General features: G+C 64.9%; 25 protein-coding genes. 15 read left to right on the top strand and 10 right to left on the bottom strand.

What is annotated here, in order from left to right:
- The 3 genes from CRO22_RS11920 to scpA all read left to right on the top strand — a co-directional run bounded on the left by CRO22_RS11920 (position 1) and on the right by scpA (position 4,556).
- Positions 1-180 (top strand): hypothetical protein, encoded by a 180-nt coding sequence (locus CRO22_RS11920; RefSeq protein WP_245860961.1) that lies wholly within the window; start codon positions 1-3, stop codon positions 178-180.
- Between the two features lie 147 nt (positions 181-327).
- A complete protein-coding gene (locus CRO22_RS11915) occupies positions 328-2,331 on the top strand; it encodes an acetyl-CoA carboxylase biotin carboxylase subunit (protein ID WP_097070383.1) in 2,004 nt (667 codons plus the stop codon).
- Between the two features lie 95 nt (positions 2,332-2,426).
- Complete coding sequence (gene scpA, locus CRO22_RS11910) at positions 2,427-4,556, top strand: methylmalonyl-CoA mutase (RefSeq protein WP_097070382.1); 2,130 nt, start codon at positions 2,427-2,429, stop codon at positions 4,554-4,556.
- 168 nt (positions 4,557-4,724) lie between these two features.
- On the opposite strand, the gene nhaA is transcribed toward scpA, so the two are convergent.
- A complete protein-coding gene (gene nhaA / locus CRO22_RS11905; RefSeq protein WP_097070381.1) occupies positions 4,725-5,921 on the bottom strand; it encodes a Na+/H+ antiporter NhaA in 1,197 nt (398 codons plus the stop codon).
- Positions 5,922-6,066: 145 nt separating this feature from the next.
- Between nhaA and CRO22_RS11900 the strand changes: the two genes are divergently transcribed.
- The 4 genes from CRO22_RS11900 to CRO22_RS11885 are packed head-to-tail and all read left to right on the top strand — an operon-like array spanning position 6,067 to position 8,764.
- The gene (locus CRO22_RS11900; protein ID WP_097070380.1) at positions 6,067-6,552 is read left to right on the top strand and encodes a GNAT family N-acetyltransferase; all 486 of its coding nucleotides are present in this window, start codon (positions 6,067-6,069) and stop codon (positions 6,550-6,552) included.
- 17 nt (positions 6,553-6,569) lie between these two features.
- Positions 6,570-7,268, top strand: a complete 699-nt coding sequence (locus CRO22_RS11895) for a TerB family tellurite resistance protein (RefSeq protein WP_097070379.1) — start codon at positions 6,570-6,572, stop codon at positions 7,266-7,268.
- Positions 7,268-8,284: an endonuclease/exonuclease/phosphatase family protein gene (locus CRO22_RS11890; protein WP_097070378.1), complete on the top strand. Its 1,017-nt coding sequence runs from the start codon at positions 7,268-7,270 to the stop codon at positions 8,282-8,284. Before CRO22_RS11895 ends, CRO22_RS11890 begins: the two co-directional genes overlap by 1 nt.
- 18 nt (positions 8,285-8,302) lie before the next feature.
- Positions 8,303-8,764: an AAA+ family ATPase gene (locus tag CRO22_RS11885; RefSeq protein ID WP_097070377.1), complete on the top strand. Its 462-nt coding sequence runs from the start codon at positions 8,303-8,305 to the stop codon at positions 8,762-8,764.
- A 60-nt stretch (positions 8,765-8,824) separates the two neighbouring features.
- Here CRO22_RS11885 and CRO22_RS11880 read toward each other — a convergent pair whose 3' ends face one another.
- Positions 8,825-9,310 carry a hypothetical protein gene (locus CRO22_RS11880; protein WP_097070376.1) on the bottom strand — a complete coding sequence of 162 codons (486 nt, stop codon included), beginning with the start codon at positions 9,308-9,310 and terminating at the stop codon, positions 8,825-8,827.
- 140 nt (positions 9,311-9,450) lie between these two features.
- Between CRO22_RS11880 and CRO22_RS11875 the strand changes: the two genes are divergently transcribed.
- Together CRO22_RS11875 and CRO22_RS11870 are read left to right on the top strand one after the other, a co-directional pair.
- Positions 9,451-9,879 carry a SufE family protein gene (locus CRO22_RS11875; protein WP_097070375.1) on the top strand — a complete coding sequence of 143 codons (429 nt, stop codon included), beginning with the start codon at positions 9,451-9,453 and terminating at the stop codon, positions 9,877-9,879.
- 87 nt (positions 9,880-9,966) lie between these two features.
- Positions 9,967-10,734, top strand: coding sequence for a gamma-glutamyl-gamma-aminobutyrate hydrolase family protein (locus tag CRO22_RS11870; protein ID WP_097070374.1), 768 nt, complete (start codon positions 9,967-9,969; stop codon positions 10,732-10,734).
- Positions 10,735-10,737: 3 nt separating this feature from the next.
- Here the strand turns inward: CRO22_RS11870 and CRO22_RS11865 are convergent, their stop codons facing one another.
- From CRO22_RS11865 to glmU, 3 genes are read right to left on the bottom strand one after another with little or no spacing between them, the layout of a single operon-like run.
- Positions 10,738-11,571: a DNA alkylation repair protein gene (locus tag CRO22_RS11865; protein ID WP_097070373.1), complete on the bottom strand. Its 834-nt coding sequence runs from the start codon at positions 11,569-11,571 to the stop codon at positions 10,738-10,740.
- A complete protein-coding gene (gene glmS / locus CRO22_RS11860; RefSeq protein ID WP_097070372.1) occupies positions 11,568-13,382 on the bottom strand; it encodes a glutamine--fructose-6-phosphate transaminase (isomerizing) in 1,815 nt (604 codons plus the stop codon). The genes CRO22_RS11865 and glmS overlap by 4 nt, the downstream gene beginning before the upstream one ends.
- A complete protein-coding gene (glmU, locus tag CRO22_RS11855; RefSeq protein WP_097070371.1) occupies positions 13,383-14,729 on the bottom strand; it encodes a bifunctional UDP-N-acetylglucosamine diphosphorylase/glucosamine-1-phosphate N-acetyltransferase GlmU in 1,347 nt (448 codons plus the stop codon). It lies immediately after the preceding gene.
- A 93-nt stretch (positions 14,730-14,822) separates the two neighbouring features.
- Here glmU and CRO22_RS11850 point away from each other — a divergent pair, with 93 nt between their 5' ends.
- From CRO22_RS11850 to CRO22_RS11840, 3 genes are read left to right on the top strand one after another with little or no spacing between them, the layout of a single operon-like run.
- Positions 14,823-15,509, top strand: a complete 687-nt coding sequence (locus CRO22_RS11850) for an HAD-IA family hydrolase (protein WP_097070370.1) — start codon at positions 14,823-14,825, stop codon at positions 15,507-15,509.
- Positions 15,502-16,719 carry an MFS transporter gene (locus tag CRO22_RS11845; protein ID WP_097070454.1) on the top strand — a complete coding sequence of 406 codons (1,218 nt, stop codon included), beginning with the start codon at positions 15,502-15,504 and terminating at the stop codon, positions 16,717-16,719. The genes CRO22_RS11850 and CRO22_RS11845 overlap by 8 nt, the downstream gene beginning before the upstream one ends.
- Positions 16,709-17,908: a DegT/DnrJ/EryC1/StrS family aminotransferase gene (locus CRO22_RS11840; protein WP_394341494.1), complete on the top strand. Its 1,200-nt coding sequence runs from the start codon at positions 16,709-16,711 to the stop codon at positions 17,906-17,908. Before CRO22_RS11845 ends, CRO22_RS11840 begins: the two co-directional genes overlap by 11 nt.
- On the opposite strand, the gene CRO22_RS11835 is transcribed toward CRO22_RS11840, so the two are convergent.
- The 4 genes from CRO22_RS11835 to CRO22_RS11820 all read right to left on the bottom strand — a co-directional run bounded on the left by CRO22_RS11835 (position 17,905) and on the right by CRO22_RS11820 (position 22,462).
- Entirely contained in the window at positions 17,905-18,711 is an 807-nt protein-coding gene (locus CRO22_RS11835) for a hypothetical protein (protein WP_097070369.1), read from the bottom strand. The genes CRO22_RS11840 and CRO22_RS11835 overlap by 4 nt on opposite strands.
- Positions 18,712-18,855: 144 nt before the next feature.
- The gene (locus tag CRO22_RS11830; RefSeq protein WP_245860969.1) at positions 18,856-19,707 is read right to left on the bottom strand and encodes a response regulator; all 852 of its coding nucleotides are present in this window, start codon (positions 19,705-19,707) and stop codon (positions 18,856-18,858) included.
- Positions 19,620-21,758, bottom strand: a complete 2,139-nt coding sequence (locus CRO22_RS19200) for a sensor histidine kinase (RefSeq protein ID WP_097070367.1) — start codon at positions 21,756-21,758, stop codon at positions 19,620-19,622. Before CRO22_RS19200 ends, CRO22_RS11830 begins: the two co-directional genes overlap by 88 nt.
- A gap of 32 nt (positions 21,759-21,790) precedes the next feature.
- Positions 21,791-22,462, bottom strand: a complete 672-nt coding sequence (locus CRO22_RS11820; protein WP_097070366.1) for a molybdopterin-dependent oxidoreductase — start codon at positions 22,460-22,462, stop codon at positions 21,791-21,793.
- 253 nt (positions 22,463-22,715) lie between these two features.
- Between CRO22_RS11820 and CRO22_RS11815 the strand changes: the two genes are divergently transcribed.
- The gene (locus CRO22_RS11815; RefSeq protein WP_097070365.1) at positions 22,716-23,318 is read left to right on the top strand and encodes a response regulator transcription factor; all 603 of its coding nucleotides are present in this window, start codon (positions 22,716-22,718) and stop codon (positions 23,316-23,318) included.
- 224 nt (positions 23,319-23,542) lie between these two features.
- On the opposite strand, the gene CRO22_RS11810 is transcribed toward CRO22_RS11815, so the two are convergent.
- Positions 23,543-23,776, bottom strand: a complete 234-nt coding sequence (locus CRO22_RS11810; RefSeq protein ID WP_141399443.1) for a hypothetical protein — start codon at positions 23,774-23,776, stop codon at positions 23,543-23,545.
- Between the two features lie 207 nt (positions 23,777-23,983).
- Here CRO22_RS11810 and CRO22_RS11805 point away from each other — a divergent pair, with 207 nt between their 5' ends.
- Both CRO22_RS11805 and CRO22_RS11800 read left to right on the top strand, forming a co-directional pair.
- Positions 23,984-25,144, top strand: coding sequence for an acyl-CoA dehydrogenase family protein (locus tag CRO22_RS11805; protein ID WP_097070363.1), 1,161 nt, complete (start codon positions 23,984-23,986; stop codon positions 25,142-25,144).
- Positions 25,141-26,745, top strand: coding sequence for a carboxyl transferase domain-containing protein (locus CRO22_RS11800; protein WP_097070362.1), 1,605 nt, complete (start codon positions 25,141-25,143; stop codon positions 26,743-26,745). Before CRO22_RS11805 ends, CRO22_RS11800 begins: the two co-directional genes overlap by 4 nt.
- Positions 26,746-26,844 lie beyond the last annotated feature (99 nt).

The following is a 26,844-nucleotide window of genomic DNA, read 5'->3' as shown; positions in this document are numbered from 1 at the left end:
ATGGAAAACCAAAACGGCACTGGCGTGCTTCAAACCCAGGGCGGGCGGGCGCTTGCCGGGGCCGCGGCTGGCGCCGTGCTCGCCGATGCGACCGACAACAACGCCCTCACGGGGGCGGCGATCGGTGCGCTCGCTGGCGGGGCGAGCTGCAACGCCGGTATCGGCGGCCCCTGCTACTGATCTTCTGCTCGCCGCGTATCGCGCGGCCGAGCCTTTTTTGCGTGCCACCGGAGCCTCCCGCTCCGGTGGCCGTTTTGTTTCCGTCATTGACATCGCCATGAAGAAAGGGGGCACGGTTTCCGCTGTGCCTGGAGGAAGGGACTGACAATGTTCAAGAAAATCCTGATCGCCAACCGCGGCGAAATTGCTTGCCGCGTGATCAAGACTGCGCGCAAGATGGGTATCAAGACGGTGGCGGTTTATTCCGACGCCGACGCCCATGCGCTGCATGTAAAAATGGCCGACGAGGCGGTGCATATCGGCCCGCCGCCGGCGAACCAGTCCTATATCGTGATCGACAAGATCATGGAGGCGATCCGCAAGACCGGCGCCGAAGCGGTGCATCCGGGCTATGGCTTCCTCTCCGAGCGGATGGATTTTGCCGCCGCGCTGGAAAAAGAGGGCGTTGCCTTCATCGGCCCGCCCTCGGGCGCGATCGAGGCGATGGGCGACAAGATCACTTCCAAGCGCCTTGCGAAAGAGGCGGGCGTGAGCACCGTTCCGGGCTACATGGGCCTTATCGCCGATGCCGAGGAAGCGGTGAAGATCTCCGACGAGATCGGCTATCCGGTGATGATCAAGGCCTCTGCGGGCGGCGGCGGCAAGGGTATGCGCATCGCCTGGAACGCCGAGGAGGCGCGCGAAGGCTTCCAATCCTCGAAGAACGAGGCCGCCAACAGCTTCGGAGATGACCGGATCTTCATCGAGAAATTCGTCACGCAACCGCGCCACATCGAAATTCAGGTGCTGGCAGACGCGCATGGCAACTGCCTTTATCTGAACGAGCGCGAATGCTCGATCCAGCGCCGCAACCAGAAGGTCATCGAAGAGGCGCCCTCGCCCTTCCTTGATGCCGAGACCCGCAAGGCGATGGGCGAGCAGGCCTGCGCACTGGCCAAGGCCGTGGGCTATACTTCGGCGGGCACCGTCGAATTCATCGTCGACGGCAACCGCAACTTCTACTTCCTTGAAATGAACACGCGCTTGCAGGTGGAGCATCCGGTCACGGAACTCATCACCGGCATCGACCTTGTCGAGCAGATGATCCGCGTCGCCGCGGGCGAGAAGCTGCCGTTTGCGCAAGACGACATCAAGATCAACGGCTGGGCGATGGAAAGCCGCCTTTATGCCGAAGACCCCTATCGCAACTTCCTGCCCTCGATCGGGCGGCTCACCCGCTACCGCCCGCCGGTTGAGGGCCACACCACCCGCGGCGGCATCGTGCGCAACGATACCGGCGTTTACGAGGGCGGCGAGATCTCGATGTTCTACGACCCGATGATCGCCAAGCTCTGCACCTGGGGGGCGACGCGCGCCGAGGCGATCGAGGAGATGCGGCTCGCGCTCGACACGTTCGAAGTGGAAGGGATCGGCCACAACCTGCCGTTTTGCGCCGCGGTGATGGACCATGAGCGCTTCATCTCGGGCAATATCTCCACGGCCTTCATCGCCGAGGAATATCCCGAGGGCTTCCAGGGTGTGACGCTCGATGCGATGACGCTCAAGCGCGTGGCCGCGGCGACGGCGGCGATGAACCGGGTGGCGGAGATCCGCCGCGCCCGCATCTCTGGCACGCTCGGCAACCATGAACGCCATGTGGGCGAGGATTGGGTGGTGAGCCTGCAGGGCGAGGCCTTCCCGCTCAAGATCGCGGCCGACAAGGCGGGCTCGACGGTGAAATTCGCCGATGGCACGCATCTGCGGGTGGAGAGCGACTGGACCCCGGGGCGCTCGCTGGCGCAGCTTCTTGTCGAAAGCGTGCCGTTGGTGCTCAAGGTTGACGAGATCCCGATGGGCTTCCGGATCCGCGTGCGCGGTGCGGATCTCAAGGTGCATGTGCGCACGCCCCGCGCCCATGAGCTGAGCCTGCTCATGCCCGAGAAACTGCCGCCCGATACCTCCAAGTTCCTGCTCTGCCCGATGCCGGGGCTGATCGTGAAGATCGCGGTCGAGGAGGGGCAGGAAGTGCAGGAAGGTCAGGCGCTGGCCACGGTCGAGGCGATGAAGATGGAAAACATCCTCAAGGCCGAGCGCAAGGGTGTGGTGGCGAAGATCAACTGCGCGGTCGGAGCCTCGCTGAAGGTCGATGACATCATCATGGAATTCGAATGAGCCTTGCCGCCCGGGGCGCCACGGGGCCCCGGGCGGCAACACGAACAGAGGCGATCCGGGGCGCGCATCCGGCCGGGCCGAGAGAGGAAGAGGCTATGACGACGAAGAAAGAGGATTGGGCCACGCTCGCGCAGAAGGAACTGCGTGACAAGCCGCTCGACACGCTCACCTGGAACACGCTCGAGGGGATCGCGGTCAAGCCGCTCTACACAGAAGAGGACGTGCAGGGCCTGCCCCATATGGGCTCGCTTCCCGGCATCGCCCCCTTCACCCGCGGCCCACGTGCCACGATGTATGCCGGCCGCCCCTGGACAATCCGCCAATATGCGGGCTTTTCCACCGCCGAGGAGAGCAACGCCTTTTACCGCAAGGCGCTTGCCGCCGGTCAACAGGGCGTTTCCGTGGCCTTCGACCTCGCCACGCACCGCGGCTATGACAGCGACCACCCGCGCGTGGTCGGCGATGTCGGCAAGGCCGGTGTGGCGATCGACTCGGTCGAGGACATGAAGATCCTGTTCGACGGCATCCCGCTCGAAAAGGTCTCGGTCTCGATGACGATGAACGGCGCGGTGATCCCGGTGCTGGCGAACTTCATTGTCACGGGCGAAGAGCAGGGGGTGGAGCGCAAGCTCCTTTCGGGCACGATCCAGAACGACATCCTCAAGGAGTTCATGGTCCGCAACACCTATATCTATCCGCCCGAACCCTCGATGCGGATCATTGCGGATATCATCGAATACACCTCGAAAGAGATGCCGAAGTTCAACTCGATCTCGATTTCGGGCTATCACCTGCAGGAAGCAGGCGCGAACCTGGTGCAGGAACTCGCCTACACCCTCGCCGACGGGCGCGAATATGTGCGTGCGGCGCTTGCCCGGGGGATGGATGTCGATGCTTTCGCGGGAAGGCTCTCGTTCTTCTTCGCGATCGGCATGAACTTCTTCATGGAGGCGGCGAAACTGCGCGCGGCGCGGCTTTTGTGGCATCGCATCATGTCCGAGTTCAACCCGAAGAAATCCAGCTCGCTGATGCTGCGCACCCACTGCCAGACTTCGGGTGTGAGCTTGCAGGAGCAGGATCCCTACAACAACGTCGTGCGTACCGCCTATGAGGCGATGGCGGCGGCGCTGGGCGGCACGCAGTCGCTCCATACCAACGCGCTCGACGAGGCGATCGCGCTGCCGACCGACTTCTCGGCGCGGATCGCGCGCAACACGCAGTTGATCTTGCAAGAAGAGACCGGCATCACCCATGTCGTCGATCCGCTCGCGGGCAGCTATTACGTTGAGAGCCTGACCCATGAGCTCGCCGCGAAGGCCTGGGAGCTGATCGAGGAAGTCGAGGCGATGGGCGGCATGACCAAGGCCGTGGCCACCGGTATGCCGAAGCTGCGGGTGGAAGAGACCGCGGCGCGGCGGCAGGCGATGATCGACCGCGGCGAGGAAGTGATTGTCGGCGTCAACAAATACCGCCTCGCGAAGGAAGACCCGCTCGACATTCTCGACATCGACAACGTCGCGGTGCGGGAAGCGCAGATCGCGCGGCTGACGAAGATGCGCGCGAGCCGCGATGAGGCAGCCTGTCAGGCGGCGCTGCTCGAACTGGGGCGGCGCACGGTGGAAGGGGGCAATCTGCTCGAGGCGGCGGTCGAATGCGCCCGCGCCCGGGCTTCGGTCGGGGAGATTTCGCTCGCCATGGAAGCGACGTTCGGGCGCCATCGCGCCGAGGTGCGGACCCTTTCCGGGGTTTATGGTGCGGCTTACGAGGGCGATGAGGGCTTCGCGCAGATCCAGCGCGATGTCGAGGCCTTTGCCGAGGCCGAGGGCCGCCGCCCGCGGATGCTGGTGGTGAAGATGGGGCAGGACGGGCACGACCGCGGGGCCAAGGTGATTGCCACGGCCTTCGCCGATATCGGCTTTGATGTCGATGTGGGCACGTTGTTCCAGACCCCCGAAGAAGCCGCGCAGGACGCGGTCGACAACGACGTGCACGTGGTGGGCATTTCCTCGCTGGCGGCGGGGCACAAGACGCTGGCGCCCAAACTCATCGCCGCGCTGAAGGAGAAGGGCGCTGAGGATATCCTCGTCATTTGCGGCGGGGTGATCCCGCAGCAGGACTATGATTTCCTGGAGAAAGCGGGGGTGAAGGCGATCTTTGGGCCGGGCACCAACATTCCGTTCGCGGCCCGCGAGATCCTCGATCTGATCCGCGCGACGCGCGGCTGACTGGCCGGGCAGGGGGCGCTGCCCCCCTCTTGGCCGGGCCAATTCACCCTCTGGGATGTTTGCTCCGAGTCGAAGGGCCAAGAAGAAAGGGCGCCGCTGCGGGCGCCCTTTTCTGTTTTCGGGCGGGTCGAGATCTTCCCGAGGGCGAAGGAGGGGGCGGGCCAGGCCTCAGCTGGCCGCCTGCGGCGTGGCCACCGCCTCTCGCGCGGCGTCTCCCTGCGGGGCCAGTCGCAGCACGGCAAAGCCGATCAATGCCGAGACGAGCGAGCCCGCGAGAACGCCGAGCCGGACCGCGTTCATCTGTTCGTCTTCCTCGAAATTCAGCGAACCGATGAAGAGAGACATGGTAAAACCGATCCCGGCGAGGGCAGCTATGCCGTAAAGCTGAAGCCATGTCGTCGCCTCGGGGAGCCGCGCGACCCCCGATTTCACCAGCGCGAAGCTTGCGCCGAAAACGCCGATCTGTTTGCCGATCACGAGCCCCGCGGCGATCCCGAGCGGCAGCGGCGCGAAGAGATCCGAAATCCCGATGCCGCCGAGGTTCACACCGGCATTGGCAAGCGCGAAGACCGGCACGATGAGGAACATCACATAGGGGTTGAGCGCATGTTCGAGCGCGTGGAGCGGCGATTTGCCGTAGCGGTCCTTGAGAGGAATGAAAAAGGCGGTGATCACGCCCGCGAGCGTCGCATGCACGCCCGATTTCAGCACCAGTACCCAAAGCACGACACCAAGGATCAGCGTCGGCGCGATCCGGTGCGCGCCGGTGAAGAGGCGCAGCGCCATCAGCGCCATCGGGATCAGCCCGAGCGCCAGATAGACCGGCTTCAGCTCGGCGGTGTAGAAAAGCGCGATCACGATGATAGCGCCAAGATCGTCGAGAATCGCGAGCGTGAGCAGGAAGACCTTCAACGCGGGCGGCACGCGTTTGCCCAGAAGCGCCACCACACCCACCGCAAAGGCGATATCGGTGGCGGTCGGGATCGCCCAGCCGGTGACATGGAGCGGATCGGACCAGTTCAGCGCCAGATAGATCAGGGCCGGCATCGCCATGCCGCCGAGCGCCGCCACGCCGGGCAGTGCCACATTGGCAGGATTGCGCAAGGCGCCTTCGCGGATCTCGTATTTCAGTTCCAGCCCGACGAGCAGGAAAAACACCGCCATCAACCCGTCATTGATCCAGAGAATCAGCGGTTTGGAGAGGCCGGTCTCGCCCAGGGAGACTGTGAATTTCAGATGCAGAGCCTGGGTGTAAAGATCCGCATAGGACGAATTCGCCAGTGCCAGTGCCATCGCGGTGGCGATCATCAAGACCACGCCGGCCGCCGCCTCGTGTTGGAACAGTTTCTCGATCCGCTTCAGCACGGGCAGGTATCCTTTCTCTGGTATCCCCTTGGAAATGGGCCCTCACGCCCGCGTTTCAAGCCAGAATCGACGGTGCTCATGTCGCTTTTTGCTGCGCTTGCACCCGGGGCGCGGCTGGGGCAGGGTGCCGCCAAAGGAGCCCGCCATGATCCGCCCCGCCACGCCCGAAGATATCCCCGCCCTTCTCGCTTTCTGGAATCCGGTGATTGCCGAGACGACGATCACCTTCTCGCCCACGCTGCACAGCGCCGAGAGCCTCGGGCAGCTCATTTCGGAGCGGCAGGCGGCGGGGCGGGCCTTTCTCGTGGCCGAGAGCCTGGGGGAGGTGGCGGGCTTCGTCAGCTATGACCAGTTCCGCAAGGGGCTCGGCTATGCCGCGGCGATGGAACATACGATCATTCTCGCGCCGGCGGCACGGGGGCAGGGGGTGGGGCGTGCGCTGATGGCGGCGGCGGAGGATCACGCCCGCCAGGCTGGGGCGCATCTGATGGTTGGCGGGATCTCGGCAGAGAATGCGCCGGGCCTCGCCTTTCATGCGGCGGTGGGCTACGTCGAAGCCGGGCGCGTCGCCGAGGCCGGACGAAAATTCGAACGATTCATTGATCTTGTGTTGATGCAAAAGATTTTGTGAGGCGATAGAGTGGCGCCATGGAGCGCAAGCCTTCCCTCTGGGCCCGCATCGGCGAGGCCGTTTCCTCGCTGACCCGCGCCGAGGGGCTCGCGGGGATCTTTGAGCGTACCCCGCCCGAGCGCTCGGTCGCCTTCACCATTGCCATCATCGCACTCGGCGCGAAGCTTTCCAAGGCCGACGGGCAGGTGACGCGCGACGAGGTCTCCGCCTTCCGCGCGATTTTCCAGATCCCGCCCGGCGAGGAGGCCAATGCCGCACGCGTTTTCGACATGGCGCGCACCGATGTGGCGGGGTTTGACGCCTATGCCCACAAGATCGCGGCCATGTTCGGGAGGGGCGATCCGATGCTGAAGGATCTGCTCGAGGGGCTCTTTGCCATCGCCATGGCGGATGGCGAATATCACGAAAACGAGGATGCCTTTCTCTCCGAGGTGGCTGCGATCTTTGGCATCGACGATGTGAATTTTCGTTCAGTGCGTGCGGCCTTTGTGCCCGGTGCACCGCTCGACCCCTGGTCGGTGCTTGAACTTGCCCCCGGCACCGATTTGCAGACTGCCAAGGCGCGCTGGCGCACTTTGGTGCGCGATGCCCACCCCGACCGGGCGATTGCCCGCGGCCTGCCACCCGAGGCGGTCAAGCTCGCAGAGGAACGCGTGGTGGCGCTCAATGCCGCCTGGGCCGAGATCGAATCTTCCGCGAAGCGGGCGGCGCTCTGATGCGGATCGCCACCTATAACGTCGAATGGTTCACCTCGCTCTTCGACCGACGCGGGCGGATCCTTGACGATACCGAGCGCTCCGCTCGTTGGGGGGTGAGCCGGGCCGAACAGCTCGGCGCGCTCGGCATCGTTTTCACTGCGCTCGAGGCCGATGCCATCCTGATTGTCGAGGCGCCCGACAACAACACCCGGCGCAAGACCGTGCCGATGCTCGAGGCTTTTGCCGCAAAATTCGCGCTCCGCCAGCGCCGCGCATTGATTGGGTTCGCGAACGAGACGCAGCAGGAAATTGCGCTGCTTTACGACCCCGATGTGATCCGCGCGGTGCATGAGCCTGCCGAGGGCAACGAGTTCGCGCCGCGGTTCGACGGTCAGTTGCAGATCGATCTCGATATCGACGACCGGCTCGATATGGTCATCTTCTCCAAACCGCCGCTCGAAGCGACGCTGGAAACCCGCACGGGGGTGCAGGTTCGGCTCATCGGTGTGCATATCAAATCAAAGGCGCCGCATGGCGCTACCGATCTCGACAGCGAAGTGCGGGTCGCGATCGAAAACCGCCGCAAGCAGCTTGCGCAATGCCTCTGGCTGCGGCGCCGGGTCGATGCGATGCTCGACCGGGGCGAGAGCCTGATCGTGCTGGGCGACTTCAACGACGGGCCGGGGCTTGACGAATATGAAAAGCTTTTTGGCCGCTCCGGGCTTGAGATCGTGCTGGGGCATGGCCTGCCGCAGGAGCGGCGCCTGCATGATCCGCATGCCCGGCCGAGCAAAGGGCAGACCGCCGCGCAACCTGCCTCGGCGCGGTTCTTCATTCCCGACCCCCCGCCGGGGCAATATTTCTCGGCGATGCTCGATTATATCCTTCTTTCCCCCGATCTGTGCCGGCGCGGGCCGAAATGGCGGATCTGGCATCCGTTCGACGATCCCGCCTGCTATCGCACCCCGGAGCTGCGCGAAGCGCTGCTGCAGGCGTCGGATCATTTTCCGGTCTCGGTGGATCTTGCGCTCTGACCGGGCTATGATCGCCTCATGAGCCAGCGCATCCTTCTTGCCGTAGCTGTTCTTGTGGCTGCTCTCGGGTTCGGGGGCTGGGCCGTGTTCGCCCCTGCGGAAGAACCCACGCCCGTGCCGCGCCAGCTTCTGCCGCCGGAGCCGGGGCCCGAAGTGGCCGAGCCGTCCGGGCGCGACGACATGGTGGCAGGGCGGTCGCTCGTTGAGCGTGGAGCAGAGCTTTTTCTCCGCGGCCTGATAGACGAGCTGGGGCCGCAACTCGACGAGATGCAGGACGGGCTGGGCGCTGCGGCCGAGAGCCTCGGGCCCAAGCTCGCGCAGCTGCTCGCGCTGATCGACGATGTGCGCAATTATCTGCCGCCAGAACGGCTCGGAAACGGTGATATCCTGATCCGCCGCCTTCCGGGCGCGCCCGCGCCGCCGCCCCTTCCGGAGGGGCTGAAGCGCGCATCTCCGCCCACGCCGCTGACCGATCTCTGAAGCTCCGGCAGGGCGATTTCGGGGAAGGAGAAGAGGATCCCGCCCGCCGATCCGTAACGCTCAGCGGCTGATCGCGCGCTGGTTGGTAGCGCCGATCACCACGATCCGCTTCACCCGGGCGAGTTTGACGCTGTTGATATAGGCGGTGGCCGTCACTTCCCGCGAATTGGGCGTTCCCACCCGCTGGGCCGCAAGGCTGCCCGGTTCGGGCCAGACCGCGACGAAACGATACCGCATCTCGCCCTCGACCGGCTCGCCATCGTTTTCCGCCAGAAGCGCTGTTCCCCACCAGCCCTGAGTCGGCGGCAGCCCGGTTGCGGCGACGATTGCGCCGCCCTGGCTGGGCTTCACCTCCAGCCCGACCACATCGGCGATGAGACGGCGCTTGTCATTCTCGATATCGGGATAGCCGCCGGGCGGTGCCAGCGTCTGCGCAACTTCCTGATGGCGGAACCAGTTGAACGGGTTCATCCAGCCGCAGCCCGTGAGAGCCAGGGAAGTCGCCAGCAGCAGCGGAAGGGGGACGGAACGGCGGATCAGGGTCATGGCTACTCCGGTCGGACGGCAACAGGTCTCGCCTTGGGTAGCCGATCACACAGACTTTGAAAAGCGGCCTCTGCCCCTCTGGACGCTCGCGCCCCTGCGCGCTACCCATGGGCAAGCGCATGAAATCCCCGGAGTCCGCCATGGCCAGCCCTGCCTTTGAAGAGATTGCCGAGACCTTCGACTTCCTCGACGACTGGGAGGACCGTTACCGCCATGTGATCGAACTGGGCAAGGCTCTGCCCCCGCTCGACGAAGCGCTCAAGGTGCCCGCCACAAAAGTCGAGGGCTGTGCAAGCCAGGTCTGGCTGATGCCGCGCATCGAGGGGCAGGGGCCGCAAGCGGTATTCAATTTCGAGGGCGCCTCGGATGCGATGATCGTGCAGGGGCTGATCGCGCTTTTGCATGCGCTTTATGCCGGGCTCAGCGTCAGCGAGGTGAGCGCCGTCGATGCGAGGGGCGAGATGGGGCGGCTCGGGCTCGACGCGCATCTGAGTGCGCAACGCTCGAACGGGCTCGCCGCGATGGTGGAGCGGATCCGCAAGCTCGCCGCCGAGGCTTCGGCGGCCTGAACCTTGCACTGACGCACAGAAGTTGCGCGTGCGAAAGCCTTTGCGCCACGCCGCACCGGCGCTAGCTTGATGGCAAAGGAGCGCGCCATGAGCATATTCGCACATCGCCCGGTGGTCGGCGTGATCGGCAACCGAGGCCTCGTCAATGACCGTTACCCGGTGCATGAGGGGGGGCAGATGAATTCCTGCGCGGTCGCGCATGTGTCGGATTGCCTGCCGCTTCTGATTCCGGCCGATCCGGAGATGGTCAGCGTTTCCGAGTTGCTGGAAGTGTGCGATGGTTTCCTGCTCACCGGCGGGCGTCCCAACATTCATCCGCATGAATATGGCGAGGAGCCGACAGAGAAACATGGCGCCTTCGATCGCGCCCGCGATGCGATCACCTTGCCGCTGGTGCGAGCCTGCGTAGAGCGCGGCCAGCCGTTTCTGGGGATCTGCCGTGGCTTTCAGGAGGTGAATGTGGCGATGGGGGGCACGCTTTACCCCGAGATCCGCGAATTGCCCGGACGGATGAACCACCGCATGCCGCCCGAGGGCACGCTCGAAGAGGCCTTCGCGCTGCGCCACAAGGTCCGTCTCGCCCCGGGCGGGCGGTTTGCCGCACTTTTTGGCGCCGAGGAGGTTCTGACCAATACGCTGCACGGTCAGGGGATCTGCCAGCCCGGGCCCCGCATCGTGATTGAGGGCCGCGCCGAGGATGGCACGCCGGAGGCGATCTATGTGAAGGATGCGCCCGGCTTCACGCTCGCCGTGCAATGGCATCCGGAATGGAATGCCGAACACGACCCGGTGTCGCGGCCGCTGTTTCAGGCCTTCGGTGCGGCGGTGCGGGACTGGGCGGCCGCGAAGAGATAAGGCTCAGCGCAGATATTTTGTGGCTTCCTTGCGCGCGAAGGGCTTGAGCGTCGCCCCATGCGCGGCGAGCCAGTCTGCGACGGGTGCGGCGTCATGCTTGGAAAGCTCGCGCAACCACCCGCCGATTGCCTTCTGAAGGAACCAGTCGCGTTCGGGGGCGAGGCTTTCGCACCAGCTGAGGATTCGGGCACGGATTGCGCGCTCTTCAGCCGTTGGAATGTTTGATTTCGTAAAGGGCAAAGTGATCACCAGCGCCGCACGCCGGGTCCACATGTTGGGATTGTGCAACCAGGTCTCGACCTCGTCGAGCCGTTCCGGGGCCGCCGCAAGCCGCCGACCGCCCGCGTTGCAGGCATGGTCGGAAACGGCCCAGCCGTTGAACCCCGGCGCCCAGCCGGCAATCAGATCCCAGACCGCTTGATCGGGGCGGATCCGCGCCTGGGTGAGCAGTTTGGCCGCCGCGATCATCGCCTCGTGCACATCGGTGCGCCAGAGCGCGTCTGCGAGCGCGACCCGCTCCTCAAGCGTGCATTGCGCGCGCCACAGCCGCGCACTGTCCTCGATCAGGGGCACCGGAACGCCCAGATAACGCCGCGCGACCTTGTGATAGGAGGCCGCCTCTGCCGCGCGCTCGGCATCGCCGCAGGCTGCAAGCGCGGCAAGCGCTTCCTCGATGCCGGGCGGCGGGCCGAGATCTTCCGCTTCCACCTCGTGGTATTGCGTATACTCGGCCTCAGAGGCGGCATAGGCCGCGGCCTCGGCGGAAAGCCGCAGCTCTTCCTCGGTCATCGGCCGGTCTTCGGCGATGATCACCCTGGCGCGGCGTTTGCGGCTCATTCCACCGTCACTGATTTTGCCAGATTGCGCGGTTGGTCGACATCAGTCCCCTTGGCGATGGCGGTGTGATAGGCGAGAAGCTGCGCGGGCAAGGCGTAGAGGATCGGCGCGAAAGGCTCGGCCACCTCCGGCATGCGCAGATGGGCCCAGGTGCCTTCGGCGGCTGTGGTGGCGCCCTTCGCATCGGTGACAAGCAGCACCTTGCCGTGCCGCGCCATCACCTCCTGCATGTTCGAGACGGTCTTGTCGAACAGCCGGTCATGCGGCGCCATCACGATCACCGGCACGGTGCGGTCGATGAGCGCGATGGGCCCGTGCTTGAGCTCGCCCGAAGCATAGCCCTCCGCATGGATATAGCTGATTTCCTTGAGTTTCAGAGCACCTTCAAGGGCGAGCGGATACATCGCCCCGCGCCCGAGAAAGAGGATGTCCTGCGCCTCGGCAAGCTGGGCGGCCAGCCGGGCGATCTCATCCGAAGTGGCCAGCGCGGCATTCATCAGCCCGGGCAGCGCGCGCAGCGTGTCCATATGTGCGGCGGCCTGCGCGGCGCTCAGATGGCCGCGGTCGCGCCCGGCTTTCAGCGCCATCACCGCCAGCGCCAGAAGCTGGCAACTGAAGGCCTTGGTCGAGGCGACACCGACCTCGATGCCTGCGAGGATCGGCAGCGCCAGATCCGCCTCCCGCGCAATCGAGGAGGTGGGCACGTTCACCACTGCGACCGTGTGCGCGACCTTGCCCTTGCAGTACCGCAAGGCTGCCAGCGTGTCGGCGGTCTCCCCCGATTGGCTGACGAACAGGGCGAAACTGTTTTTCGGCAGCGGCGGTTCGCGGTAGCGGAATTCGGAGGCGACATCGATTTCGCAGGGCAGACCGGCCAGGCTCTCGAACCAGTATTTCGCCACCGAACAAGCGTAGAAAGCGGTGCCGCAGGCCACAAGTGTGAGCCGCTCGATGTTCGAAAAGTCCAGTTCTTCAGGCAGATTGATGTGGTCTGCCTTGAGATAATGTCGCAAGGCATCGCCCAACACCACGGGTTGCTCGGCGATCTCCTTGGCCATGAAATGCTTGTAGCCGCCCTTCTCGACCTGTGTTGCACTCAGGTCTATGCGGGTCGTTTCGCGGCTGGCCTGCACGCCATCGGCATCGAAGATCTCGACGCCGGCGCGGGTGACGAAAGCATAATCCCCCTCGGCCAGATAGGTGATACGGTCGGTGAAGGGAGAAAGCGCGATCGCATCGGAGCCCACGAACATCTCGCCCATGCCATGACCGATGGCGAGCGGCGACCCCTTGCGCGCGGCGATCATCAGATCGTCCTGCCCCTCGAACAGCCACAACAGCGCGAAGGCGCCCTCCAGCTTGTGAAGCGCGGCCACAGCGGCGTTATGCGGGCCCATGCCGCGCTCCATGAACATCCGCGTGAGCAGGGCCACGGTTTCGCTGTCGGTTTCGGTCTCGGGGGTGATCCCGGCTTCGGCAAGCTCGGCGCGAAGGTCGCGAAAGTTTTCGATGATGCCGTTATGCACCACCGCAACCGGGCCAGAGCGATGTGGATGGGCGTTGCCTGTGGTGGCGGCGCCATGCGTTGCCCAGCGGGTGTGGCCGATCCCCGCGCGTCCGGCCAGCGGTTGATGCACCAGAAGATCGGAGAGATTGACGAGCTTGCCCACGGCGCGGCGGCGGTCGAGCTGGCCTGCATTCACCGTGGCGATGCCGGCGCTGTCATAGCCGCGGTATTCGAGCCGCTTGAGCGACTCGACAAGCAACGGAGCCACTTCGTGCTTGCCCAGAATTCCAATGATGCCACACATTCAGACCCCCTTTTTCTGCGCGGCCTTCTTCGCGCGCAGGATCTCGAAAAGCTTTGTCGCCACCCCCGGACGGTTCACCTGTTTCGCACGGCCAAGGGCCAGCGCACCTGCCGGCACATCCTCGGTAACAGTCGAGCCCGAGCCCGTGAGCGCGCCGTCGCCCACCGTCACCGGCGCCACCAGCATCGTATCCGAGCCGATGAAAACATTGCTGCCAATCGTCGTGCGGTGTTTGAAAACGCCGTCATAATTGCAGGTCACCGTGCCCGCGCCAATATTCGTGTGCTCGCCGACATCGGCATCGCCCAGATAGGTCAGATGGCCAACCTTGACCCCCTCGCCGAGGATCGAATTCTTCACCTCGACGAAATTGCCAATATGGACATCTTCCGCAAGTTCCGCCCCCGGGCGCAGCCGCGCGAAGGGACCGATGGTGGCACCGCGCGAGATATGGCAGCCCTCGAGATGGCAGAAAGCCTCGATCGTGGCGCCGCTTTCGATCGTCACCCCGGGGCCGAAGACGACATTGGGGCCAAGCACCACATCGCGCCCGACCCAGGTGTCAAGGGCGAACCAGACGGTTGCGGGGTCAACCATGGTCACCCCGTTTTCGAGCGCCTCGGTGCGGGAGCGGGCCTGAAACAGCGCTTCGGCGCGGGCAAGCTCGGCGCGGGTGTTGATGCCGAGCGTCTCTTCCTCGGCGCAGCGCACCACCGCGGCCGAATAACCTTCGGCGCGGGCCGCGGCGACAATATCGGTGAGGTAATACTCCCCGGCCGCGTTGTCATTGCCGAGCGCCCGCACGAGCCGCGCAAGCAAGCTGGCATCGCAGCAGATCACGCCCGAGTTGCACAGGGTAAGCGCGCGCTCGGCCTCGGTCGCATCCTTGAATTCGACGATCCGTTCGAGCCGGTCGCCCGTGACGATCAAGCGCCCGTAACGGCCCGGATCGGCGGCCTCAAAGCCCAGAACCACGACATCTGCCGTGCATTCGACGAGATTTTCAAGCGTTTCGGGCCGGATGAAGGGCGTGTCGCCGTAGAGGACCACGACCTTGCCCTCGAAGCTTGCCATTTGCAGAAGCGCCTGGGCCACCGCATGGCCGGTACCGAGCTGCTCGGCCTGAAGCGCGCAATCCGCCTCGGGGGCGATCCGGCTGACCGTTCTCTGCACCTCCGCTGCGCCGTGGCCCACCACGACGACGACACGCTCCGGGTCGAGCCTTTGCCCTGCTGCAAGCGCATGGGCGAGGAGGGGCGCGCCGCCGAGCCGGTGCAACACCTTGGGCAGCTCTGAATTCATGCGGGTGCCTTGACCGGCGGCAAGGACAACGAGGGCAATAGCCATGAGAGCGCCTTTTCTTCTGCGTCAGCCTGTTTTACCGATGTGCTACCGGCTCGCAAGAGGGCGAGCATCACACAATCTTTCGGGGGCGTAACAGTGACGGGGACGGCGGCGACGGTGGTTTTCGATCTCGATGGCACGTTGGTGGACACCTCCGCCGATCTGATCGCCGCGGCGAATGCCTGTTTTGCGGCACGCGGTCTGGAGGTCGCGCTCGATCCGGTGGCCGATGCGCTCACCGCCTTCCATGGCGGGCGGGCGATGCTGGCTTTGGGATATGCGCGAGCTGACCGCGCCGGGGCAGCGGCGCTGGTGGAACAGGATTATTTGCGGCTGCTCGCGCATTACGCAGATCATATTTGTGTGCACTCAAGGCTTTACGCTGGGGCGAGCGGCGCGGTCGCGGCGTTGCGGACCGCTGGCTACCGGACCGCGATCTGCACCAACAAGCCCGAGGCGCTGGCGGTGAGCCTGCTCGATGCGCTGGGGGTCTCGTCGCTTTTCGACGCGCTGATCGGCGCCGATACGCTGCCCACCCGCAAGCCCGATCCTGCGCCCTATCTGGCGGCGGTCGAACGCGCGGGTGGCACGGTGGCGCATTCGGTGATGATTGGCGATACCGAAACCGATCGTGTCACCGCGCGCGCGGTGGGCGTGCCATGCATTCTCGTCGGCTTCGGGCCCGAAGGGGCGGCGATTTCTCGCCTTGCTCCCGAAGCGATGCTTGAAAGCTACGCCGATTTGCCCGGCTGTGTCGGCCGGTTCCTGCCGCGTCATGGCTGAACTGCCGCCGCGCGCGATTGTCTTCATCCTGCTCGTCGTCTTTCTCGACATGGCGGGGCTCGGCCTGATCGTGCCGGTGGTGCCACGACTGATCGAGGAGGTCGGGGGCGTTGCGCTTTCCGATGCAGTGAAGGTGGGCGGCGCGCTCTACGCGAGCTATGCGCTGGCGCAATTTATCGCTGCGCCGCTCATGGGGGTTCTCTCGGACCGGTTCGGGCGGCGGCCGCTTCTGCTCCTCGCGCTCGGGGGGCTCTGCATCGATTATCTTCTTTATGCGCTTGCCCCTAGCCTTGGCTGGCTTTTCGCCGCGCGCCTTGTTGCCGGGATCTGCGGTGCAACGCCGGTGATCGCCCATGCCTATGTCGCCGATGTCACCGCGCCCGAGCGACGCGCCCGCGTTTTCGGCTGGCTCGGCGCGGCGCTGGGGCTTGGCTTCGTGCTGGGCCCGGCGCTGGGCGGGCTGCTTGGGACATTCGGGCCAAGGGTGCCGTTCTGGGCCGCGGCAGGGCTTGCCGGAGCCAATCTGATCTGGGGTTTTTTCGCGCTTCCCGAAACCCTTGCGCCGGAAAAACGGCGCCGCCCGCATTGGCGCGAGGCGAATCCCTTTGGCATGTTTGCGGTTTTCGCGCGTGCCCGCGGCGTGCTGCCGCTCGTGGCGGTGATCACCCTTTATACCTTTGGCTCGGCGGTCTATCCGGCGATCTGGTCATTCTGGGGGATTGCGAAATTCGGCTGGTCGGAGGCGGTGATCGGGCTCACGCTTGCGGGGTTCGGGCTGGTCTGGGCACTCGCTCAGGGGCTGCTGACCGGCCCGGTGGTGGCGCGGATCGGCGAACGGCGCGCAGTGCTGCTCGGGCTCATCGTCGCCGGTCTCGTCGCGACGGGTTATGGCTTTGCCGGAGGGCTTGGCGCGGTGATCGTGCTTTTGCTTTTCCACGGCCCCGAGGGGTTCGCGCAGCCGAGCCTTGCCGCAATGATGTCGCGGGCGGTGGCGGAGAGCGAGCAGGGCGCCCTGCAGGGGGGGCTCGCCGCGGTGGAAAGCCTCGCAACGCTGGCGGGCACGCTGTTCTTCGCCGGGCTCTTCGGCTATTTCCTCTCCGACGCGGCGCCGGTGCAGAGCCCTGATGTGGCCTTTTTCGTGGCCGCAGCCGTGCTTGTGGCGGCTGGCGCGCTCTTTGCATGCCTGAGGAGGCGGGACGATGATGGATGAGACGCTTGAGGTCTTTACCGGTAATTTCACCCAGCAGGAGCCGATTTCCGAAGCCGGGATTGCCGCGGCGGTGGCGGTGATGCGCTCGGGCCGCTTGCACAGATACAACATTGCCCCCGGCGAAATTGACGAAACTGCGGCTCTGGAAGTTGATTTTGCAACATACACCGGGGCGCGCTATTGTTTGGCTGTTGCCTCTGGAGGCTATGCGATGCGCTGCGCCTTGCGCGCGCTTGGCGTTGCCCCGGGCGAGCGGGTGCTGACCAATGCTTTCACCCTCGCCCCGGTGCCCGGCGCGATTGCGGCGCTCGGTGCCGAACCGGTTCTCGTCGAGACCACCGAGGATCTGGTGATTGACCTGGAGGATTTCGCCGACAAGGCGACAACAGCGGGGGCGAAGGTGCTCCTTTTGTCGCATATGCGCGGCCATATCTGCGACATGGATCGGCTGATGGAGATCGCCAGCGCGGCCGGGATCACTGTGGTGGAGGATTGCGCACATACGATGGGGGCCGCCTGGCGTGGCACGCCTTCGGGGCGCTTCGGCGCTGTGGGCTGCTATTCGACGCAAACCTACAAGCACATGAACTCGGGCGAGGGGGGGCTCATCGTCTCCGACGACCCGGTGCTGATGGCGCGGATGATTCTGATCTCGGGCAGCTACATGCTTTACCATCGGCATCGCGCCGCGCCGGGGCCGGACTATTTCGAAACCGCGAAATACCAGATGCCGAATGTTTCGGGCCGGATGGACAATCTGCGCGCCGCGATCCTGAGGCCGCAAATCGCCGAACTGCCGGATCGGGCGGCGCGTTGGAACGGGCTTTATCGCGCGCTGGAGGCGGGGCTTTCTGCCGCGCCGGGTCTGCGGTTGATCCCGCGGCCCCAGGACGAGGCCTTCGTGGGCTCGTCCTTCCAGTTCCTGTTGCCCGGCTGGGAAGCCGCGCGTATTCAGGGCCTTGTTGCGCGCTGCGCCGCGCGGGGGGTAGAGTTGAAATGGTTTGGCGCTGCCGAACCCGTTGCATTCACCTCACGTCATCAGAGCTGGCGTTACGCGCCCGCACAAAATCTGCCGCGCACCGACCGGTTGTTGTCGGCTCTGCTTGATCTGCGTCTGCCGCTCACGTTCCACGAAGCCGATGCGGTGGCAATCGCCAGGATCCTCGATGCGGAACTGCGGCGGAGCTAGAATTCAGGCTGGACCTCTGCCATGCGTTCCTGCCAGATCGCGTTGTTGATCGGCGCCTCGGCGAGGGCGAATTCGAAACTGGCGAAAGCACAGGGCAGGCGCAGCGTGACATCGGCGAGTGCGAGCCGTTCGATGCCGAAATCATGCCCGGCCACCTCTTCCGACAGCAGCACGACGGAAATGTCCGGGCGGCCCTGACGCAGCCGCATCAACCCCTCGGCCATGGCGGTCACCCCGCCCAGAGTATCCAGATCGACGATCAGAAGCGCGCCATGCGGCGCCGACCAGATCGGCGAGGTCGGAGCCAATGCGGCAATGCGGCGGAACGGCAGCCCGTGATCGCCGAGCCATTCGAGGCAGGGAATAGGTGCCCCGGAACGCCGCGAAAGCACCATGACCAGCGCGATATTCTCGACCTCGACTGCGTGGAACGCCGCGGCCGGGCGCGTAGTGGGGGCGGCGGCGGCATTGGCGGCGCTGATCGTGCGGCGGGACGCAGATGCCGCTTCGGTGTGAGGCGGAGGCTCTGCAGGAAACGCGGTCAAGGCAGAGATCGGTGTCGGAACCGAACTCACATGCGGTGCCATCGGCAGTTGATGCAGCGGCGCCACGCGGGTGAAGCCCTCGGCAAAGATATCCTGCATCTCCGGTTGCGCGGTCAGATCAGCTTGCGCTGTGCGCCTGGGCTCCGCTTCCGGCGCCGGTTTCGAAAAAGACAGGCGCAACCGCGCCAGTGCCCGCACGAACCAAGGCCCGGGGGTAACCTGGTGTGCCGGATGCGGCAGGATGTGTGACCAGACCATCAATGCCTCCGTTCCTTAACCTAAATGCTAGGTTAATTGCCCTTCGTAAACCTCGGCAATATGTCGGACGGCACTAAACGCAATCTTAGGTATAGTTTTGGGCACAATTTTGGCGCGAAAGTGGTGTATTTGTGTCCGCTTGTGTCAGGTGCTCGTCCCATCCGGGGTCTGTGTCGGGGAAATTCGCGTTGCAACCATCGCGCGAGTGGCCGTCCAGACGGTCGGAAGCGCCGCCAGCGCGGCGGCGGCCGAATCACCCGGAGGCGCACCTGCCGGGAGGTGGCGCAGGGGGGTATCAATCGCCTTGAGCAGGCGATGCAGCCTGTCTGCCCCCAGAAGTGCGGCAGAACCGGCGAATTTATGCGCAAGGGCTGCGGTGGCAGCGGGGTCGGCCTGGGCGGCGACAGTGGTCAGGCGTGGCAGCATCGACTCGCCTTCCGCGAGAAATTGCGCAAGCGTCTGCGCCATCAGATCGGGTCCGAGCGACTGCGCCAGATCAGTGTGGGTCGCCAGATTGATCAGCGGAGCCTCGCGCGTCGCCATCAGAGGGGCGCCGCCGGGCGAGAAGGCGCTGACCGCGCGGTGCGGCGCAGTCTCGGCCGAAAGTTTAGGCGCGCTCTGCGCCAGATGCGGGGTGGCGGCACCGATTTGAACTGTTGCGGACCGCGGCGCAGAACCTGTGCCGGCTCGGGCCAGTTCATCGGCCAGCACCTGTTCGAGGATGCGCCGCGTGATCGGTTTCGAGATCACGCGGCAGACCCCGGCCGCCTCAAGCCGGGCGCGCGCTTCGGGCAGCACGTTCGCGGTGATGGCGATAATGGGCGTTGCCCGGTTCGGCCCCTGGCCCGCGCGGATCGCTTCGGTCGCTTCGATGCCGTTCATTCGTGGCATGTTGAGATCGATCAGGATCACGTCGAAGCGGCGCCGGGAGGCGATTTCCACGCCCTCGAACCCGTCGCGCGCCTCGTTGAAACGGTGTCCGCCGCGGCGCAGCATCTCGCACAGGACGACGCGGTTGATGTCGTTGTCTTCCACCACCAGCACATCGATCGGCGCGTGCGGCGGCGACATCCCGGAGGCATCGTCCGGCGCAGGCGGCGGTTGGCCGCTGCCGCGCGGGGGGGGGCACTCCCAGGGGTGAGCAGAAGCGGCGCATTGGCGGAGAGGCGGACCGCTCCGCCCCCGGAAGCCTCAACCTCGGCACTTGCCATCACGGGCTCGGGCGCTTGCGGCTTCGGCGTCAGCCGCAGCGGCGCGCGCGGCGCAGGTATCGGCAGGACCACCGGCGCGGGCAGCGTGATCCAGAACGCCGAGCCTTTGCCGACATCGCTTTCGACACCGATCTCGCCCCGCATCGCCCGCATCAGCCGCCGCGCGATCGAGAGGCCGAGACCGGAGCCTGTCGCCTCGCGCGAGAGTTCCGGATCGAGGGTGACGAAATCGTCGAAGATCCGCTCCGCCTGATCGGCTGGAATGCCGATGCCGGTGTCGATCACCCGGTATTCGAGCTGGCCCTGGTCGCGGTGGTATTCCACCTCGACGGAAATCTTGCCGTTGCGTGTGAATTTGATCGCATTGCCCACGAGGTTGATCAGCACCTGGCGGATCCGGAGCGCATCGCCTTCCACCGCTTCGGGCAGGCGCCCCTCGGCCACAGCGACGAGCTGGTTGCCGCGCGCCGCGGCCGCGCCTGCCTGGGTTTGCACGATCTCGTCGGCCACTTCCATCGGTGCGAAAGGCTCGCGCACCAGAGAAAACTTGCCGGCATCGAGCCGCTCGACATCGAGCGTGTTGTTGACATGGCTGAGCAGGATCTCGCCCGCCTTCTGCATCGATTCGACAAAGCGGCGCTGCGTGGCATCAAGCGGCGTTTCCACCAGCAGATCGAGCGTGCCCAGCAGCCCGTTGAGCGGCGTGCGCATCTCGTGGCTCATCACGGCGACGAATTCCGATTGCGCGCGCTCGCCTGCCATTGCGGAATCGCGCGCGTCGATCAGTTCCTGCTCGGCGGCGACCCGGTCGGTGATGTCGCGCAGATAGCCGACGAAGATTTCTTTCTTGCCGATCCGCGTTGCCGTAACGGAAAGCTCGGCCGGAAAGACGCTGCCGTTCTTGCGACGCGCTTGTAGCCCGATCAGCCCGTGCCCGGCGATGCGCGGCACGCCCCCGGCGCGGTAGCGGCGAAAACCCGCGTCATGCGCGGCCTTCATGTGATGGGGCACGATCAGATCGTGCATCAGCGTGCCTTGCGCCTCGGCGCGGGTATAGCCAAAGACCTTTTCGGCGGCGCCGTTGAACTCGATCACCCGGCCGGTCTGGTCGACCACGATCACCGCGTCGATCGAAGTTCCGATCACCGCCTCGAGCCGGGCCTTGGCGAAGACGAGCGACTGGGTCTGGTTGCGCCCGTAGCGCCACAGCCACCAGGTGATGATGAACCCCGCCGATACCGTGGCGAGGAGCGCGGCGGTGAGCGAGGCGAGGCGGATGAGCGAATCGAACACCTGTTCGCGCTGGTCCTTTGCGCGTTCGGCCAGCGCGTTCACGCCATAGCTCGAGATCGTGCGCACTTCAGACGCCATTTCGCGCGTTGTCTGGCGCAACCGCGGCAGTGCCTGTTTCAACGTCTCGGGCCCGGCGTCGATCTGCGCCGCGGTCTCGATCAGATAGCGATCAAGCCGGGAAAGCGCCGCCGAGGCGGCTTCGGTCTCGGTGACGACACGGAACCCGGCCCCATCGCGGATGGTCTGGGCGCGGCTGTAGAAAATATCGAATTTACGAGAGAAATCCTCAAGATCGACGCGGCTGTCGGCGCTGCCACGGACAAGCGTCTCCTCGAACTGGTAATATTCCACTTCGAGTTGGGCGAGGGTCCATTGCAGGCTGTCGGAATTGGCGATCGCGAGATTGTCGATATCGACACGTACGGCGGCGCCATAGTGGTAAAGCGAGACCCCGGCCGTCAGGAGAAGAGCCACCAGCCCGGCAAAGAGCAGATGGCGCAACGGCTGGGATGGGGCACGAAACGGAGTCGAACGATTGTACATTTACGCAACTTGAAAAAACGTTGCCCCGGATGTTACGGCAGAACCTCGATCCGGTCCACCTGCCATACGGAGCGCGCGTAAATTACCTCGTTTCGATAGGAAGGATCGGCGTCATAGGGGTAGACGATCCAGAGCGGTCCCTTCTCGCGGATCGACATCGGCTGACCGTTGCGCCGGTCGGCGAGCAGCGGGGCCTCGTCGGCAAGTTCGGCCAGCGGGATTTCCACCGCATAATCGTTGAGCGCGATCACCCGGATCTGGCCCGCGTGTACGCCGAGCCGCGCGAGGACTTCGCGCAGTGGCACGCCGGAAAAGCGGGATTCGCCGCTGGTCCAGATCGTCGAAGTGGCAAATTCCGCGCGCGGCAACGCCCCGAGCATCGCATCGTCGAACTGCACCACCTGGGTTGCGCCGGATTTATCCACGGGATCCGCCAGCGCAGGAGCATTTCCGGTACCGAGAGCTCCGGTCACTGTGAGGAGAATCTTGCCTTTGGGCGCGCCGAGCGGTGCCACCGGATCAGGGGAAAACACATTGGTGGGTCTCATCGACACATTTTCCGCCGCGAAAGGCGTCGCGGAAGGAAGCATCGGGGTGATGCGGGGCGGTGCGTCGGCATTGACCAATGTGACCGGCAAGGCGATCGCCGCCACGGCAACGGCGCGCAAAGTCAGGAAGCGGGCCGTCAGTCTGAGCTGTTGCACGGCCTTTCCTCCCGAACTGGCATTATCGCTCGCAGTCTTGCACAGCGCGCAAGGTCAGCCATCTGCGAAGACGTATATTATCCTATTCGGAGGGATACGGGTTGCACTGCTTATTGGGGTGTGCATGGTGCTTTGGAAGAGGTAACCGGAAACGTATCCGGGCCACCCTTGCATTGCCGCGGCTTCTTGCGGATTACCCTTGGTAAGCGGAAAACCAGAGCGGGGCGGGGCGAATGGAATTTCGGAGGAATGTGTGAAGCTATTGATTGCCGACGATCATGCGCTCGTGCGCGACGCCATCGCGGCGCTGCTGCGGGCGGGAGGCTGCGAGGATGTCGCGGTGGCAGGCGATCTTTCCGAGGCCTTGAGCCAGGTTGAACAGCTCGGTCCGTTCGACCTCGTTCTGCTCGATTACGATATGCCCGGTATGGATGGATTGGTCGGGCTGAGCGAAATGAAGCGGCGCTACCCGGATCAGGCGGTTGCGATTATCTCGGGCGTGGCGCGCCCGGCCGCGGCGCGCGAGGCGCTCGACGAAGGGGCGATCGGATTCGTGCCGAAAGCGCTGCCCGCCCGGTCGATCATCGGTGCAGTGACGCTGATGGCCTCAGGCTCGGTCTTTGCGCCCTTCGATTTCCTCAAACAGGTCGATGCGCCGACGATGGGCGGGCTTTCGCAACGCGAAACCGAGGTGCTGCGCGGGATCTGCGCGGGTCAGACCAACAAGGAAATCGCGCGCGAGATGGACCTGCAGGAAGTCACGGTGAAGCTGCATGTGCGCACGCTGACACGCAAGATCGGAGCGCGCAACCGAACCCATGCCGCGATGATCGCGCGCGAAAACCACTGGTTCTGAACCGGTGCCGAGCGCAGCGTTTCCACACCCTCAAGCGGGTCTTGGTGTGTTGACATGTGGACATTTGGGGGCGCGCAAGCGCCATGCGCGAAGGCTCGCGGGCTTTTGCCACGCAGGCTAAAGCCCACGGAAGACTGAAGCCGACGATAGAGAGAAACGACCTGCACGCGACATCGGCAACAGCGATCGCGCCTGATCCGGTATGGTTTCGGAGCGGGACGGGTTTAAAAACCGCGCTGCGAGGGGAATTGTACCACTTCGGCTGAGTAGAGCGGATGGGGATCCGCCGCAACCCGGCCCAGAGGCATGCGGGGGAAGACGACCGGCTCCATGCGCTCGATCGCTTGCTGAAGCGAAGCGGACACGTCTTCCAAGCCCTCGTTGCGGCAATAATCATTCATCTCGATCAGCACGGCGTACATCCATGCGTGCTGACTGGCTGTGGCGATTGTGCTCACTGCGTCCTCGGCCCTTAAGTTGCCTCCCCAAGTCTATTTACCAAATTCCTCCTGCCGGGCACTTTGCCGGGAGGCTAGCGCGATGACGCAAAAGTGATGGCCCTGACCGAAAGGCGTGCGACGCTACGGCATTTTCCGTTCCGGCTTGACCTGTCAATTTTTGTGCGCAATGAAATGAACGTTCGTTCAATAATGGGGGAGGAAAGGATGTTCGCAGGCTCGATGGATTTCGATCTGGGCGAGGATATCGCCGCCTTGCGCGAGATGGTGCGGGGGTGGGCGCGCGACCGGCTTGGCCCGATCGCCGCGCGTGTCGACGCGGAAAACGCCTTTCCGAACGAGCTCTGGCCCGAGATGGGCGCGCTCGGCCTTCTTGGTGTCACCGTTCCCGAGGAATTTGGCGGTGCGGGGATGGGCTATCTCGCCCATGTTGTCGCTACCGAGGAGATCGCCCGCGTCTCCGCATCGATCTCGCTCTCTTACGGCGCGCATTCGAACTTGTGTGTGAACCAGCTCAAGCTCAACGGCTCCGAGGAACAGAAGCGCAAATACCTGCCCGGCCTTGTTGCGGGCACGCAGATCGGCGCGCTGGCGATGAGCGAGAGCGGCGCGGGCTCCGATGTCGTCGGCATGAAGCTGCGCGCCGAGAAGCGTGACGGCCATTATCTTCTCAACGGCCACAAATACTGGATCACCAACGGCTGCGACGCGGACACGCTCGTGGTTTATGCGAAGACCGACCCCGAGGTGGGCTCCAAGGGGATTACCGCGTTCATCGTCGAGAAGGGGTTCAAGGGCTTTTCCACCAGCCAGCATTTCGACAAGCTCGGCATGCGCGGATCAAACACCGCGCAGCTCTTTTTCGACAATTGCGAGGTGCCGTCAGAGAACGTTCTGGGCCTTGAGGGCAAGGGCGTGCGGGTGCTGATGTCCGGGCTCGATTACGAGCGCGTGGTGCTCTCGGGGATCGGCACCGGCATCATGATGGCCTGTCTGGATGAAGTCGTGCCCTATGCTCAGGAACGCCAGCAATTCGGCCAACCGATCGGGAATTTCCAGCTTATGCAGGCGAAAATCGCCGATATGTATGTCGCGATGAACACCGCGCGGGCTTATACTTATGAGGTGGCGAAGGCCTGCGACCGCGGCCGGGTGACCCGTCAGGATGCCGCCGCGACGGTGCTCTATGCCTCCGAGCAGGCGATGGTGCAGGCGCATCAGGCGGTGCAAGCCCTTGGCGGCGCTGGATTTCTCAATGATTCCGTCGTCTCGCGGCTCTTTCGCGATGCGAAGTTGATGGAAATCGGGGCGGGCACTTCGGAAATCCGGCGGATGCTGATCGGGCGCGAACTGGTGGGTGGGCAATGAGGCTTTCCTCCACCGCGATCCCGTCTTCGGAGACGTTCCGAAAGAACCGTGAGGCGCATCTGGCGCTGCTCGATCAGGTGCGGGAGGCTGCTGACCATGCCGCGGCGGGGGGCGGGGCGGAGGCCCTCAAGCGCCATGTCGCGCGCGGCAAGATGGCGCCGCGCGAGCGCGTCGCGGCGCTGCTTGACCCCGGCTGCCCGTTTCTCGAGATCGGCGCCACCGCCGCGCATGGGCTCTACCACGGCGCGGCCCCCTGCGCGGGGGTGATCGCCGGGGTCGGCCGGGTGATGGGGCAGGAGGTGATGGTGGTGGCCAATGATGCCACCGTGAAGGGCGGCACCTATTACCCGATGACGGTGAAAAAGCACCTGCGTGCGCAGGAGATCGCCGAGCATTGCGCGCTGCCCTGCGTCTACCTGGTCGATTCAGGCGGCGCGAACCTGCCCAATCAGGACGAGGTCTTCCCCGACCGCGACCATTTCGGCCGCATCTTTTACAATCAGGCGCGGATGTCGGCGAAGGGCATCCCCCAGATCGCGGTGGTGATGGGGTCGTGCACCGCGGGCGGCGCCTATGTACCCGCGATGTCGGATGTGACGATCATCGTGCGCGATCAGGGCACGATCTTCCTCGCCGGTCCCCCCCTGGTGAAGGCGGCAACGGGCGAGGTGGTCAGCGCCGAAGATCTCGGCGGCGGCGATGTCCACACCCGGCTTTCGGGCGTCGCCGATTATCTGGCCGAGGACGATGCGCACGCCTTGGCCTTAGCGCGCCGCGCGGTCAGCAACCTCAATCGCGCCAAGCCCGCGACCGTGCAATGGCAAAGCCCCGAAGACCCGGCCTTCGACCCCGAAGAGATTCTGGGCGTGGTGCCCGCCGATCTGCGCACCCCCTATGACATCCGCGAGGTGATCGCCCGCACCGTCGATGGCTCGCGGTTCGACGAGTTCAAGGCGCGGTTTGGCGAGACCATCGTCACCGGTTTTGCCCATGTGATGGGGTGCCCGGTGGGGATCGTGGCGAACAACGGGGTGCTCTTCTCCGAGGCCGCGCAAAAGGCCGCGCATTTCATCGAGCTTTGCTCGGCGCGCGCCATCCCGTTGGTCTTCTTGCAAAACATCACCGGCTTCATGGTCGGGCGCAAATATGAAAACGAGGGCATCGCGCGGCATGGGGCGAAAATGGTCACCGCCGTCGCCACCACCAATGTGCCGAAAATCACCATGCTGGTGGGCGGCTCTTTCGGTGCGGGCAATTACGGCATGGCCGGGCGCGCCTATTCGCCCCGGTTCCTGTGGACATGGCCCAATGCGCGCATCTCGGTGATGGGCGGCGAGCAGGCGGCGGGCGTGCTGGCCACCGTCAAACGCGAGGGGATCGAGCGCAAGGGCGGCACATGGTCGGCCGCGGAGGAGGCGGAATTCAAACGCCCGACGATCGAGATGTTCGAGCGGCAAAGCCACCCGCTTTTCGCCTCCGCCCGGCTTTGGGATGATGGCATCATCGACCCGCGCAAGAGCCGCGACGTGCTGGCCCTGAGCCTCAGGGCAAGTCTCAACGCGCCGATCGAGCCGACCCGCTTCGGGGTCTTCCGCATGTGACGTTCAAGGCCTCCGGCGGCGATATGTGTGGCAAGATGAACCTCCAGCTCTTTCATCTTGCCGCAAATATCCCGGGGGGCACGGGGGGCGGCGCCCCCC

Origin of the sequence: Rhodobacter maris (genome assembly GCF_900217815.1) — a bacterium.
In the GTDB taxonomy this organism is placed as follows: Bacteria; Pseudomonadota; Alphaproteobacteria; order Rhodobacterales; family Rhodobacteraceae; genus Rhodobacter; species Rhodobacter maris.
The sequence above is the reverse complement of the archived record's forward strand: the minus strand, read 5'-3'. Positions and strand labels throughout refer to the sequence as shown.

Excerpts from the sequence above, each read along its gene's own strand:
- scpA (WP_097070382.1), top strand. The coding sequence starts at position 2,427 with ATGACGACGAAGAAAGAGGATTGGGCCACGCTCGCGCAGAAGGAACTG.
- CRO22_RS11920 (WP_245860961.1), top strand. The coding sequence starts at position 1 with ATGGAAAACCAAAACGGCACTGGCGTGCTTCAAACCCAGGGCGGGCGG.
- CRO22_RS11870 (WP_097070374.1), top strand. The coding sequence starts at position 9,967 with ATGAGCATATTCGCACATCGCCCGGTGGTCGGCGTGATCGGCAACCGA.
- CRO22_RS11915 (WP_097070383.1), top strand. The coding sequence starts at position 328 with ATGTTCAAGAAAATCCTGATCGCCAACCGCGGCGAAATTGCTTGCCGC.
- glmS (WP_097070372.1), bottom strand. The coding sequence starts at position 13,382 with ATGTGTGGCATCATTGGAATTCTGGGCAAGCACGAAGTGGCTCCGTTG.
- CRO22_RS11885 (WP_097070377.1), top strand. The coding sequence starts at position 8,303 with ATGAGCCAGCGCATCCTTCTTGCCGTAGCTGTTCTTGTGGCTGCTCTC.
- CRO22_RS11845 (WP_097070454.1), top strand. The coding sequence starts at position 15,502 with ATGGCTGAACTGCCGCCGCGCGCGATTGTCTTCATCCTGCTCGTCGTC.
- CRO22_RS11875 (WP_097070375.1), top strand. The coding sequence starts at position 9,451 with ATGGCCAGCCCTGCCTTTGAAGAGATTGCCGAGACCTTCGACTTCCTC.
- CRO22_RS19200 (WP_097070367.1), bottom strand. The coding sequence starts at position 21,758 with ATGTACAATCGTTCGACTCCGTTTCGTGCCCCATCCCAGCCGTTGCGC.
- CRO22_RS11805 (WP_097070363.1), top strand. The coding sequence starts at position 23,984 with ATGTTCGCAGGCTCGATGGATTTCGATCTGGGCGAGGATATCGCCGCC.
- CRO22_RS11880 (WP_097070376.1), bottom strand. The coding sequence starts at position 9,310 with ATGACCCTGATCCGCCGTTCCGTCCCCCTTCCGCTGCTGCTGGCGACT.
- CRO22_RS11800 (WP_097070362.1), top strand. The coding sequence starts at position 25,141 with ATGAGGCTTTCCTCCACCGCGATCCCGTCTTCGGAGACGTTCCGAAAG.
- CRO22_RS11890 (WP_097070378.1), top strand. The coding sequence starts at position 7,268 with ATGCGGATCGCCACCTATAACGTCGAATGGTTCACCTCGCTCTTCGAC.
- CRO22_RS11840 (WP_394341494.1), top strand. The coding sequence starts at position 16,709 with ATGATGGATGAGACGCTTGAGGTCTTTACCGGTAATTTCACCCAGCAG.
- CRO22_RS11900 (WP_097070380.1), top strand. The coding sequence starts at position 6,067 with ATGATCCGCCCCGCCACGCCCGAAGATATCCCCGCCCTTCTCGCTTTC.
- CRO22_RS11835 (WP_097070369.1), bottom strand. The coding sequence starts at position 18,711 with ATGGTCTGGTCACACATCCTGCCGCATCCGGCACACCAGGTTACCCCC.
- glmU (WP_097070371.1), bottom strand. The coding sequence starts at position 14,729 with ATGGCTATTGCCCTCGTTGTCCTTGCCGCCGGTCAAGGCACCCGCATG.
- CRO22_RS11895 (WP_097070379.1), top strand. The coding sequence starts at position 6,570 with ATGGAGCGCAAGCCTTCCCTCTGGGCCCGCATCGGCGAGGCCGTTTCC.
- CRO22_RS11830 (WP_245860969.1), bottom strand. The coding sequence starts at position 19,707 with ATGCTGCGCCGCGGCGGACACCGTTTCAACGAGGCGCGCGACGGGTTC.
- CRO22_RS11865 (WP_097070373.1), bottom strand. The coding sequence starts at position 11,571 with ATGAGCCGCAAACGCCGCGCCAGGGTGATCATCGCCGAAGACCGGCCG.